The organism is Adlercreutzia sp. CNCM I-6207 (assembly GCF_977072305.1).
Genome location: NZ_CDRVLZ010000008.1, coordinates 49,517 through 61,584, shown reverse-complemented (window position 1 = coordinate 61,584; position 12,068 = coordinate 49,517). Strand labels below are relative to the sequence as shown.

Below are 12,068 nucleotides of genomic sequence, written 5' to 3'. Positions count from 1 at the left end.
TAACTCCTTGTAAACGGTTGGCGCCATGTTATCACGACGCTATGGACACACGGCAAAAGAGCGGCATAATACCTTGGCAGAAGGTTTCACGCAAGAAGGGATCGACCATGAAAAGCCTCCTGGCCGAGTTCAAAGAGTTCATCAACCGCGGCAACGTGATCGACATGGCCGTCGGCATCATCATCGGCGCGGCGTTCACCGCCATCGTCACGTCGCTGACCGACGACATCATCAACCCGCTCATCAAACTCATCACCGGGGGCAACGGCACCGATGTCGCGGGCCTCACCATCCCCGTTGCGGGCACCGAAAACGGCATCGACTTCGGCGCGTTCATCAGCGCCATCATCAACTTCCTCATTGTGGCGTGGGTCGTGTTCATGATCGTGAAGGCCTTCAACAAGATGAAGGACGGCACGGCGAAGCTGCCCTTCTTGAAAAACGCCAAGGGCGAGGAAGTCATCGAGCATGCCCCCACCTGCCCCTTCTGTCTGGAGGAGATCAACGTGGGCGCCACCCGCTGTCCCCACTGCACCGCCGAGCTGCCCGCCCCAGCCGAGGTGACTATCGAAGTCGTGAAGAAGTAGCGACCGGCACGCCAGTCATCGGGCCGGGGACGCCCAACGCTTCGCTAGCAGCAGTCCGACGAGCGCGATAAGGCACGCCTGGCAAACAAAGGGCTCGGCGGCTGCAGCACCGAAAACGGAAAACACCGCTCCATACAGAGCGCTCGCGGAGGCGATGCCGACGTCGATGGCGTTCTGCTGCAGGGCGAGCGCCGTCGCCTGGCGGCCTTCCGCCACCTGGCGAGCAATCATAGCCTGGGCGCACACCATGGCGCCCGCATAGCCATAGCCGATGCAAAGGCCCGAAACGACAAGGGCTGGCAAAGACGATGCCGCCACGGCGAAGAGCGCAACGCCCATCCCCATGAGCAGCCCATGGACGCCGAACAGCCGGCGCGCATCGCGGCGATCGCAGAGGATGCCGGCAACGGGATTGGCCGCAAGGCCCCCGAGCCCAATAAGCGTGAAGCACCATCCCTCGTTTTCGGTCATTCCGGCAGCCGAGATGAAGGTGCCTCCAAAACTGAACAGCAGCCCGTACCCCATGGCAGCGACAAACGTCCCGGTCACCGCCATACCAACAACTCCCGATAGAGAAAGCGAGCCTTCCACACAGGGGGATTTTACCCGAAGCCGCTCGCGTCGACGGCGAGGGAGCCTCATGGCGCCAACGCAAGTCAAGGCAACAGCAGAGCATCCAGCAAGCATCCAGAAGCACGCGGCGAACCCCGCGGCCTTCACGAGCCCGAACGCCACAAGAGGCCCCAGAAGAAGCGAGGCGGAGGTCGTCAGGCGATACAGGCCGAGCCAGCGGCCCCGCGCCTGGGGTGGCGCCGCCTCCGAAACGGTGGCTGTGGCCGACGACCAGAAAGAAGCAAGGCCGACCGCCTGCACGCAGCGCACCAAAAGCATCTGCCAGAACTCGGCACACAGCGGGAACAGAATGCCCCCGAGCACAAACGACGCAAGGCCCACGAGCATGACCGGCTTCGTGCCCCACCGATCCGCCGCCGGGCCGAAGGCGAAGCGCAAGAGGACTGCCGCGGCCAGATACACGCTGTTCTGAAGCCCCGCTTCCGCCAACGTCCCTCCTGCGGCCACCACAAAAGAGGGGGTCAGCGTCATGAAGATATTGTTGTAGCCGTAAGCGAGGAAAGCGGCGAAAAACAGCGGCGCAAGTTGCCGGCCCATAGCCCGCTACTCCTGCTCGAGCTGGGCAATCTCGGCGAGGCGTTGCGCATCGATGATGCGAATGGCACTGCGCTGCTTCTCAATGACCCCCTGGGCCTGCAAGCGCGAGACGACCGAGGTGACCGAGTTGCGACTCACGCCGAGCATGTCGGCGATGTCGTTGTTGCTGTAGGGAAGCACCACCGTTTGCTGCGCCGCGCCTTCGGCAAGACGCTCGGCCGCCAACTTGGCGAGCAGCATGGGCACCCGTTGGGCCGTCACGTAGAACGACTGGTTCAGCATCTCATTGGTCTGCATGGACAAAAGCCCGAACAAATAGCGCACGCAGTATTCGGAGAAATCCGAGCCTCCGCGAAGCAGCTTGAAGAACGATTCCTTGGGAATGGCCAGAATGCGGCTGTCCTCCAAGCACTGCGCCGTCGACATCGTCAGATTGGTGTCACGCAGAATATGGAATCCGAAGAACATGCCGGGACCGTAGCGGTCGATGACTTTCTTGCGCCCAGCGGCATCGACGCCGTACAGCTCCACCGAGCCACTTTCAACATAGTAATGGTTGCCATCCGGCTCGCCGTTCCAGAACACCATGGCACCGGCCGGAATGCGCCGGGACGTATAGGTGGCGCCCGCCTCGTCGAGCATACGCTCTAGCTCGGCGCGGCTGATGACCTCGTCGAGCACCTCGTTCTTTCCCGTCCACGTCATAGTTCCCCTCCCCTCTCGCGTCCGATCCCCCACGTCCGCGATCTCATTGTACCAAAGCGCCTTCCCTCGAAGCGAAGAGGGGCAGCGACGCTCAGTCGCTGCCCCTGCGGGAGGGAGGGCTTACACGTAATAGACCGAAGGCGTCGTGCCGTTCTCTTCCAGATAAGGCACCGCGCCCTTCTCGGCGATGTACTTCGCCACTTCGCTTTCCGGGTCGTTCAGGTCGCCGACAATGCGGGCCTCGGCCGGGCAGGCCTGCACGCACCAGGGACGATGGTCGTTGTCCAAGCGATCGAAGCACATCGTGCACTTCGAGGACACGCCGGCCGCCTCGTCAATCTGCGGCACCCCGTAGGGGCACGAGTTCACGCAGGTGCCGCACCCGATGCACACGTCCTGATCCACTACCACAGCGCCGTTGTCCTCGCGCTTCGCCATGGCGCCGGTGGGGCAGTTGGCCACGCAGGCCGGTTCGGCGCAGTGGTTGCACAGCGTGGGGCGGAAGTTCATCTTCACCTTCGGGAAGGTGCCCGTCGGGCGGTACAGATCGCCCTCGAGTCCTTCCACATGGGCCCAATACAGCTCGCCGGGCACGTCGTTGGATACCTTGCAGGCAACCGCGCAGGTCTGGCAGCCCATGCAGCGAGTCGTGTCGATCACCATTCCATATTGCTTAGCCATGTCGCACCTACGCCTTCTCTACTTCCACCAGCACGTCGTAGAATGCCGTGCAGGTTTGGGAAATGTGCTCTTCTGTGGGGTTCAACGTCAAGTGGGTCAGCGTCTGGTAGTTGCCCTCAATGGTGTAGTCGGGAGTCCAGCCGCTTTGGGTGGCCACCGTACCGGGCACGATGCCCTCGGTGACAAACACCTTCATCTTGCAGGCGCCACGATCGTTTGTGATACTCACCACGTCGCCGTCGGCAATACCGCGGGCCTTGGCATCCACCGGGTTCATCTCCAGCAGAGGCTCGTCCTGAATGCCCGCCAGCGCCGGAATACCGATGTGCTGGGTGTGCACGTTCATGCGGTCGTGGTACTGCAGAAACACGAGCGGGTACTTCTCGCCGAGCGGGCCCTTCGGATCCTCCAACATGGGCTTGTAGCAGGGCACTTCCTCCTCGAATTCCACCAGATCGTCGTTGTAGAACGTGAACTTCGTGGAAGGCGTCTTGAACACGCCGTCGGCGAAGACGATCTGGGAGTCGTAGATGCCGTCGGGACGTCCCCAGATGCCCTCTTCCACGGCCTTGTCGAAATCGAAGCCCTCCCAAGCCGGATGCTCCTCGTTCACGAAGCTGCGCACCCACTCCTCGTCGGTCTTCGACCACAAATCACCCAGGCCCACCTTGGCCGCGAGAAGCGACATGATCTCGACGTCGGACTTGCTCTCGCCAGCCGGCGTCACCGCGGGGCTCTGGAAGAACACCCAGGGCGATCGATCGAGGAAGTCCCATTTCTCCCAGTAGTTGCAGGCCGGCAGCACATAATCGGAGTACTTCGCCGTCCAGGTCCAGTAGGGATCCACCGTCACGATGGTGGAGATGTTGGGCAGCACCTCATTGATGATCTTGTTGGCATCGGGGCTCATGTTGATGAAGTTCGAGTTCGCGAACCACATGAAGTCGATGGGATTGGGGGCTTTGGTGATGATCTGGTCGTAGAGCGTCGAGCTCTTCACCATGTTCACCTCGTTGGCGCCCGTGTCGGCCCACTCGTCATAGTTGAACGCCGGAATGGTGACGCCGGGGGTCGAGCGGATGGACGCCGTGCCGCCCGCATGAGACGCACCGCCGCCTTCCACGCCAATGTAGCCGGCCACGGCGGCCAGCGTGGCCACGGTGCGGAAGGGCGAATGGGAGTTGTAGACGCGCTGCATACCCTGGCCCATGCGAATGCCGGCCGGCTGGGCGTTGATGTAATCCATGGCGAAGGTCTCGATGACCTCGGGATCCAGCCCGGTGATCTCGGAGGTGTACTCCAGGGTGTACTTGGACACCTCGTCGCACAGGTGGTCGAAGGCGGTGCGGCAGGCCTCGCCGTTCACTTCGAAGGTGCCGGAAAGCGCAGCCGTCACACCCTCGGTGGTGTTGGGCACCGCTTGGTTCGCGGCCGTGTCCCACACCATCCAGGCGGCGTCCTCGCCCTCGCCGTCGCGCAAGAGGGCGCCGTCGGACTCGCGCACGAGGAACGGTGCCACGGAGTTCGCAACGAGCCAGTCCTTCGCGTGCAGATCCTTGCTGATGATGACGTTCATCATGCCGAGGGCCAGAGCCGGGTCGGTTTGGGCCTTGATGGGGATCCACTGATCGGCGATGGCCGCCGTAGAGCACAGGCGCGGATCCACGACGACGATTTTGGCACCGTTCTCGCGAGCCTTCACAAGGTAGCGGAACTCGGAGGTGTGGGTGTCGGCCACGTTGCGGCCCCAGAGCACCACCATCTTGGAGTTCAGGTAGTCGCGCGTGTCGTGGGCGCCGCGGCCCTGGCCGAAGCAGAGCGTCATGCCCATGGTGGCGCCATGGTCGCCCATAATGCCCTCGATGTCGAAGGCGGTGGCGCCATAGGTGCCAGCAAAACGGGTGGGTGCCTCCCAGGAGAGCTTCGACAGGTTGCCCGTGAACGAGTAGAAGCCGCAAGCCTTAGGGCCATACTGCGCCTTGGTGGCCTCCATGCGCTCGGCGATCTCGTCGATGGCCTGCTCCCAGGTGATCTGCTCGAACTCGCCGCTGCCGCGCTCGCCGGTGCGCTTCATGGGATGCATGACGCGCACGCTCTCATCGTGAGTACGCGTTCCCAAGCCGATGGAGCGCAGGCAGCAGTTGGCGTAGTCGTCGCGTCCAGGCATCTGGCCGGGGGTGACGGTGTAGATCTTGTCGTCTTTCACGCGAGCGCGAAGGTGGCAGCGCGAGGTGCAGTTCACCGAGCAGCAGGCACTCTTGTAGGTGAAGCCCTCCTCGGGATCGGCCACCGGGCCGGTCTCGGCCAGGGGCTCCTCCTCGGCGCCCTGCTTCGACGGTGCGCAGCCAAGGGCGCTGGCGCCGATGGCGGACGTGATGGTCAGCCATCCCGCGCCCTTCACGAAGGTGCGGCGGGTGACCTTGCCGTCCTTCACGATCTCGGTGGGAGCGAATTGCTCTTTCTCTTCCATACTCCTCCTCTTTCTCTCGTAAGAGCAGCGATGCGCATTGCAACGCTAAATCGCCTGAAAGAGGAGGGTTCATCCTTCATGATTGCGCCCCCTCTTGGCGAATGAGGCCAGTATAGGAAGAGGGCAGCCGGGCTTCTGCCCAACATTGGGCAGAACGCTTTCCCACTTTTGACTGGACGTCGAGAAGAGACCCTACTTGTGGTAGGGCTCGCCACGGGAGATTTTGAAGGCGCGGTAGAGCTGCTCGAGCAGCACGACGCGGGCCAGGTTGTGGGGCAGGGTGATGGGGCCGAAGGAGAACGTCTCGTCGGCCCGGGCGCGCACCGCATCGCTCACACCGTCGGAACCGCCGATGACGAACGCGAGCTCGCTTGCGCCGCGCAGGGCCAAATCGTCCAGGTGGCGGGAGAAGTCGACACTCGAGCGCTGCTTTCCCTCGATGGCCATGAGGATGACGTGCGCGCCTTCCGGCACCGCCGCCAGAATGCCTGCCCCCTCGCGCTCGCGGGCCGCCTCCACGCCGCCGGCCCGGGCCGGGTCAACGTCGGGGATCTCGGCCACGGTCACCTTCGCGTAGGGGCGCAGCCGCTTCAAGTACTCGTCGCAGGCCGCCGTCCAGAACTTTTCCTTCAGCTTGCCCACGGCAACGACGGTTATCTTCAACACGATGGGCTCCTTTCCTTGGCGACTCTTTGCGTAGGGGCGGTGCTTGCGCCGCCCTCGGTTCCGGGCGGCATCGTTGCCGGGAGCAAGGGCAGCCCAGGGGCTGCCCCTACGGAATCAGCCTGCAGCAATGGACCTAGTCGAGGTCGAGCTCCAAACCGACGGGGCAGTGGTCGGAGCCCTCCACGTCGTCGTAGATGCTCGCCGCCACCACCTTATCGCGCAGCTCATCGCTCACGAGGAAGTAGTCGATGCGCCATCCCGCGTTCGTCGAGCGGGCGCGGAACCGATAGCTCCACCAGCTGTAGCGACCCGTCTCATCGGGGTGCAGCAGGCGGAACGTGTCGGTGAAGCCGGCGTCCACCAGCTCGGTGAACTTCCCGCGCTCCTCATCGGAGAAGCCCGACGCCCCGCGATTGGGGCCCGGGTTCTTCAGGTCGATCTCCTCATGCGCCACGTTGAAGTCGCCGCACATCACCACCGGCTTCGGATCGCTGGCGCTGCCGTCGGGCAGCACGCCGGCCTCGAGCCCCTTGCAGAAGTCGCGGAACGCGTCGTCCCATTCCATGCGATGGTCGATGCGCGCAAGTTCCATCTGGGAGTTCGGCGTGTACACGTTCACGAACCAGAACTGGGGAAACTCGCAGGCCACGATGCGCCCCTCGGCGTCCAGGTACTCGTTGCCCAAACCGTGCAGCACGCGCAGCGGCTCCTCACGGGTGAACACCGCCGTGCCCGAATACCCCTTCTTTTCGGCGGCGCTCCAGTACTGGTGGTAGCCCGGCAAGTCCAACTCCACCTGACCCACCTGGCACTTCGTCTCCTGAATGGCGAAGATATCCGCGTCGAAGGCGTCGAACACTTCCAGGAAGTTCTTCTTCAGCACAGCACGAATGCCGTTCACATTCCACGAAACAAATCGCATGGGACTCCTCGGGTCGATTCCAGAAATCTATGCCAACATACGCCATTCCCTGTTTTACCACAGGTTCGCCCAAGGAAGTCAGCGAGGTTGCGGCAGGTGCCTGGAATTGGCCCGCCTTTGGGCCAAGCGGCCTTTGTGCCGCGCCGAGCCCAAAACAAGGGCCAAGGCCAGGTGCCTGTCGGAACCGCAGCATCGGTAGGCCCGCCCGTCCCGCAGGGCGGGCGGAACCCCACTACTGCCAATCACTACCGATCAGGATGAGGAAGTCGCCGTCGTAGACGTACTCGCCGTCAGTGTTCTGCACGGCGCGGCCGCAGCCGAGGGCGTCGATGAGCTCCTCGGCGTAAACGCGCTGATCGGGTGTGTCGAAGACAACCACGGTCTCCTCGTAGCTGAAGCTGTTCGCGTTGGAGGCGTCGGCGGTATACCCGAGGGGCTTGATGCGCTCGAGCGCCTCGGCGCCCACGCCGTTGATGCCGTTGCCGTTCTTGATAGTGACGATGCCCGTGCGCGTCTCGCCGAAAGTCTGGCGCTGCGTGCCGTTTGCGCCCTGCACGCCCTCGCTGTCGCTCGCGGCCGCCTTGCCGTCGCCAACGCTAGCGAGCACGGTGCCGTTCAACTCGTCGACCTCATCGGCCTCGGTGGGCGGAAGCCCCTCGCGCACGCGGCCCATCATGGTGTTCCACGCCGCCACGTCAAGCTGCTCGTACCACGTGTCGTTCTTATACTCGCTGATCGTCGGCTCCATGGCGGAGTAGATGTCCTTCGACGGATCGATGCCCTGCATGGAGGTGGCCAGCGCCACGATATCGCCCACTTTGAAATCGGTAGTGATGTACTGGGAAAGCGCGCTGATGGTGTTGGCCATAGTAGCCGGATCGGCCGAGAGAATCTTCTTGGCAATGGCGCCCAGCACCAGGCGCTGATTGGCCGCGCGGTAGCGGTCGCCGTCGCCGTACTCGTCGTAAGAGTGGCGCGAGCGGCACAAAATGAGCGCCTCTTCGCCGGTCAGGGTCTGTTCGCCTGCATCGACATGGCCGCCGGCCTCGTCGTCGTTGATTTCCATCGGCACGTCCACTTCCACGCCGCCCAGAGCGTCAACGACCTCTTCGAAGCCGTCGAAGTTGATCTCGGCATAGTGGGAAATGGGCACGCCGGCCATCTGCGAAACCGTCTTGATGGCAAGCGCCGGGCCGCCGATGGCGTAGGAGGCATTCAGCTTCTGCAGACCGTAGCCCTCGATCTCAATCTCGGTATCGCGGTGCATCGACACCATGGTGACCTTCTTGTTCTGAGGATCGACGCGCGTGAGGATCATCGAGTCGGAGCGGAAGGTATCGCCGGCATACTGGGTCGATTGCTCGCGAGCGGCCGACTTGTCGGTGCCCATGAGCAGCATGTAGAAGGTGCCACCGTCGTATTCGGCCGGCGCCTCCAGGGCTTCCACAACCTCAGGCGTGATGTCCTCGTTCATCTCCTGCTCGATGCCAGAGATATAAGCCCAGGCAGCCCCCGTTGCCCCGAGGACGCCCACCAACACAAAGGCCAGCACGCCGAGCAGAATGCGCTTGCGCTTCTTGCGGCGTCGATCCTTCGCGTAGTCGTCGCCCGTGGCCCCGCGGGAATAGGGGTTGGGCTCGGCCATGGGAGGCAGCACCGGCATGGCGTCGGCCACCGTTCCCTCGAGGGCAGGCTGCTTGGGAAGCGGCTGGGAGTGCCGCGGGTTGTTCGAGCCGACGGGCTGAGAATGGCGCGGGTTATTCGACCCCACCGGCTGAGAATGACGGGGGTTGTTCGTCACCTTCCCTATGGGCTGGGAGTTGCGGGGGTTGTTGGCGCCGACAGGCTGCGAATGCCTTGGATTGTTCGACTTCCCCGTGGGCTGAGATGCGTGCTGCGCGCGGGGGTTGTTCTTGCCTGGAGTTTCGGCCATCCTGGAAGGTCTCGCTTTCGTGGTTCGTGTTTCCTGGCAAGCAGAACCGCAAGCCGCACAGCGCCGCAAAGCCAAGAATTGCTCAATTCGAAGTAACATTTTGGCAAAGAATTGCCGAACGGCGCAACAAAATGGGCCCCATTACCAGTGAAAAGCCATAGGAGAACGGCAGATTGCCCACAACTTCGCCACGGATGCGCCGAGCAGGAGCATCAGCATTGAAGCGTCTCCTACGACAGGCGCTTGACCATGGAGGCGTTGGCGGCGAGCTCGGCGCTATCATCAAGAGGAGCGAGATCGGCGGCCGGGGTTCCGGTGCGCTGCGTCCGGCGCTCGAGAGCGCGGGCGAGCAGCCAGTCGGCCACTTCCGGGTTCTTGGAAAGCAGCGGCCCGTGGGAATAGGTGCCCACGACGTTCTTGTAGCGAGCACCCTCCACGCGATCGTCATCGTTGTTGCCGTGGCCGCAGGAGGACACGACGCGGCCGAAACCTTCCACGCCCTCGCCCAGGTAGGTACGGCCGGCGTGGTTCTCATAGCCCACGACGGGATGGGCGGCCAGCGGAGATTCGAGCACCATGTTGTCGATGAGACGGTCGGCCGACGTGCCGGGGCGGCGCGTCTCCATGTCGATGAGGCCAAGGCCGGGCACAAGCTCGTCGCCCCACAGCCACTGGCGACCGAGAATCTGGTAGCCCCCGCAGATGGCAAGTAGCGGGCCGTCTCCTTCCACATAGGCGGCCAGCTCGTCGCGCATCGCCAGCAGCTGCTCGCTGGCAAGCTTCTGCTCGCGGTCGGGGCCGCCGCCCATGAAAACAAGGTCGACCTGGGAGAAGTCCACCGCCTCTCCGTGCTGGATGCGACGCACTTCCACGGGGATGCCGCGCCAGCGCAGGCGCTGTTCCAGGATGCGCACGTTGCCGCCGTCGCCGTAGAGGTTCAGCAGGTCGGGCAGCATATGGGCGATGATGACGGGGGGCTCAGGGGATTCCTCAGATGCGAGAGAGGCGGGAGTTGCGGAAGGCTCGGAGGTTGCGGGATCCTTCGGCTCCGCGCCTTCGGCGCTGCGCTCAGGATGACACGAGGTGGGAGCGGCACTCGCGCCGGCGGCCTCGGCGATCGGGGCCGGCGTCGGGGCGGGGGCGACAGCGGGTTCGGCGGCTTCCATGGCGTTCAGGGCGGCGTGCACCTGGGGGAGGGCCGTGTAGTTCGCGATGGCGTAGACGGCGGCGTCGGCCGGCAGGGTGCCCGCGGCCACAAGCGCCCCCAGGCGGGAGAAGGCGTCTTCGATGTTCTCGATCACCGCCGCCTCGATGCCGGCGTACTTCAAACGCACCGCCAGGTCGTGGGCACGGGAGCCGCCAGCGAACACCACCGTGCCCGGCTGTCCGGCAAGCTCTTCGAAATCGATATCCCAAATCCACGAGATATCATGGCCGTCGGCCACCTGGTCGTTGATGAAGAAGGCCACCATCTTGGGACCCTGGTCAGCTTCTACGATCTTCAAATTCTGATTGAAGCCCGTGGGGTTCTTCGCCAGATTCAGCAGCACGTCGCGACCGCCGAGGCGGTAACGCTGCAGGCGCCCGTTGCGCGGGTTGAAAGCATCCTGGGCCCGCTGGAAATCGGCCGTGGGAATGCCCGCCTCGCGGCAAAGGGCATAAGAGGCCACGAGATTGTAGGCGGCGTAGGGCGTCGGCTGCGGCGTGTGCACCGATTCGCAGCCGGCAGGCCCGCAGACCTCCATGGTCACGCCAGCGGGGCCGATGGCGATGTCGCGGCCGGCGAAGTCCAATGTCGGGCGCGCGAAGTCGCATTGGTCGCAGAAGTAGTCGCCGAGCTGGCCGTACTGGCGGTAATGGTAGCGCACCATGCCGTCGCATTTCTGGCACATCTGGGCGTCGGTCACGGTGTTCTGGGCCAGGCCCATGGACTCGTCCAGGCCATAGGCGACCGTGCGGTTGGGCACCTCGTCGGCAATGCGGGCGCACAGCGGGTCGTCGGCATTGTACACGAGCACGGTGTCCGGCGAGGCGGCCAACGCCCCCGCAATGGACGTTTGGATGCGGTCGATTTCGCCGCAGCGGTCGAGCTGGTCGCGGAACAGATTCAGCAGCAGCACATAGTTCGAGCGCAGGCGGGGCAGCACGTGGGCGAGCCACAGCTCGTCGCATTCGAAAACGCCCCACTGGGCAGCCGGCTGCTGCAGAAGCGCCGAGGTGATGCCCGCAGCCAGATTCGCCCCTGTGCGATTGCAGATGATAGTGCACCCGGCAGCTTCGAAGGCGTCGGCAAGCAGGTTGTTCGTCGAGGTCTTCCCGTTGGTGCCCACGGTGATGACCGAGCCTTGCGCGCACTTGCCGCGCAGCTCGTCGAGCAGCGACGGATCAATGGCGAGCGCGATCTTCCCCGGCAGATTAGCCGCAGGCCGCCTCGCCACATGACGCAGCCCCCAGGTTGAAACGGCGCCGGCCGCCTTCGCAAGCGAAAACCTCAAGCTCATGAATGCACCTCGTTGCTCTTAAGAGGAGGCGGCCGCGCTCAAGGTCACCCTAAGCGGCTTGACTGTGCTACCACACCGCGAGTTTCAAGCCACACTCCCCGTTTTTTCGATGGCGACCAGTATAGCGTTGGAGCGCCCTCCCCCGCCTCAACCCACGGCCTTTCCAGATTCAGCCGAAATGTTGAAGTGCCGAAGGGCCATTGAAGGCCGCCACTCCCGAAGGCGGCACAATTCGGCACAATTCGGCACAATTCACCTTCACCGTTGTGCGCGAAAGAGGAATTCGCAGCTCCAAATGCTTGCGCAGCATCGCCCAGTTCGCTATACTAAACAGCCGCTTCGCAAGAAGCACTCTCGCCAACGTGGCTCAGCTGGTAGAGCAACGCACTCGTAATGCGTAGGTCAGCGGTTCGAATCCGCTCGTTGGCTCCAG

General features: G+C 63.6%; 9 protein-coding genes and 1 tRNA gene. 2 read left to right on the top strand and 8 right to left on the bottom strand.

What is annotated here, in order from left to right; all coding sequences use genetic code 11:
- The first annotated feature begins 107 nt into the window (after positions 1-107).
- Complete coding sequence (gene mscL / locus ACW4QM_RS05700; RefSeq protein ID WP_418133677.1) at positions 108-587, top strand: large conductance mechanosensitive channel protein MscL; 480 nt, start codon at positions 108-110, stop codon at positions 585-587.
- A gap of 15 nt (positions 588-602) precedes the next feature.
- Here mscL and ACW4QM_RS05695 read toward each other — a convergent pair whose 3' ends face one another.
- The 8 genes from ACW4QM_RS05695 to ACW4QM_RS05660 all read right to left on the bottom strand — a co-directional run bounded on the left by ACW4QM_RS05695 (position 603) and on the right by ACW4QM_RS05660 (position 11,635).
- Complete coding sequence (locus ACW4QM_RS05695) at positions 603-1,757, bottom strand: MFS transporter (RefSeq protein WP_114540088.1); 1,155 nt, start codon at positions 1,755-1,757, stop codon at positions 603-605.
- Between the two features lie 6 nt (positions 1,758-1,763).
- Positions 1,764-2,462, bottom strand: coding sequence for a Crp/Fnr family transcriptional regulator (locus ACW4QM_RS05690; RefSeq protein ID WP_455798262.1), 699 nt, complete (start codon positions 2,460-2,462; stop codon positions 1,764-1,766).
- 120 nt (positions 2,463-2,582) lie between these two features.
- Positions 2,583-3,143 carry a 4Fe-4S dicluster domain-containing protein gene (locus ACW4QM_RS05685; protein ID WP_455798261.1) on the bottom strand — a complete coding sequence of 187 codons (561 nt, stop codon included), beginning with the start codon at positions 3,141-3,143 and terminating at the stop codon, positions 2,583-2,585.
- A 7-nt stretch (positions 3,144-3,150) separates the two neighbouring features.
- Positions 3,151-5,613, bottom strand: coding sequence for a molybdopterin-dependent oxidoreductase (locus ACW4QM_RS05680; RefSeq protein ID WP_455798260.1), 2,463 nt, complete (start codon positions 5,611-5,613; stop codon positions 3,151-3,153).
- A gap of 192 nt (positions 5,614-5,805) precedes the next feature.
- Positions 5,806-6,276: a 23S rRNA (pseudouridine(1915)-N(3))-methyltransferase RlmH gene (gene rlmH, locus ACW4QM_RS05675; RefSeq protein ID WP_302404902.1), complete on the bottom strand. Its 471-nt coding sequence runs from the start codon at positions 6,274-6,276 to the stop codon at positions 5,806-5,808.
- Between the two features lie 136 nt (positions 6,277-6,412).
- Positions 6,413-7,201 (bottom strand): exodeoxyribonuclease III, encoded by a 789-nt coding sequence (locus ACW4QM_RS05670; protein WP_022741238.1) that lies wholly within the window; start codon positions 7,199-7,201, stop codon positions 6,413-6,415.
- A gap of 232 nt (positions 7,202-7,433) precedes the next feature.
- Positions 7,434-9,134, bottom strand: a complete 1,701-nt coding sequence (locus ACW4QM_RS05665) for an LCP family protein (protein ID WP_223900965.1) — start codon at positions 9,132-9,134, stop codon at positions 7,434-7,436.
- Between the two features lie 230 nt (positions 9,135-9,364).
- Positions 9,365-11,635: a MurT ligase domain-containing protein gene (locus ACW4QM_RS05660; RefSeq protein ID WP_455798259.1), complete on the bottom strand. Its 2,271-nt coding sequence runs from the start codon at positions 11,633-11,635 to the stop codon at positions 9,365-9,367.
- A gap of 356 nt (positions 11,636-11,991) precedes the next feature.
- Between ACW4QM_RS05660 and ACW4QM_RS05655 the strand changes: the two genes are divergently transcribed.
- Positions 11,992-12,067, top strand: a tRNA-Thr gene (locus tag ACW4QM_RS05655).
- The last annotated feature ends 1 nt before the right edge of the window (position 12,068 follow it).

Coding starts and splice junctions, on each gene's coding strand:
- mscL (WP_418133677.1), top strand. CDS start 108: ATGAAAAGCCTCCTGGCCGAGTTCAAAGAGTTCATCAACCGCGGCAAC.
- ACW4QM_RS05695 (WP_114540088.1), bottom strand. CDS start 1,757: ATGGGCCGGCAACTTGCGCCGCTGTTTTTCGCCGCTTTCCTCGCTTAC.
- ACW4QM_RS05690 (WP_455798262.1), bottom strand. CDS start 2,462: ATGACGTGGACGGGAAAGAACGAGGTGCTCGACGAGGTCATCAGCCGC.
- ACW4QM_RS05685 (WP_455798261.1), bottom strand. CDS start 3,143: ATGGCTAAGCAATATGGAATGGTGATCGACACGACTCGCTGCATGGGC.
- ACW4QM_RS05680 (WP_455798260.1), bottom strand. CDS start 5,613: ATGGAAGAGAAAGAGCAATTCGCTCCCACCGAGATCGTGAAGGACGGC.
- ACW4QM_RS05670 (WP_022741238.1), bottom strand. CDS start 7,201: ATGCGATTTGTTTCGTGGAATGTGAACGGCATTCGTGCTGTGCTGAAG.
- ACW4QM_RS05665 (WP_223900965.1), bottom strand. CDS start 9,134: ATGGCCGAAACTCCAGGCAAGAACAACCCCCGCGCGCAGCACGCATCT.
- ACW4QM_RS05660 (WP_455798259.1), bottom strand. CDS start 11,635: ATGAGCTTGAGGTTTTCGCTTGCGAAGGCGGCCGGCGCCGTTTCAACC.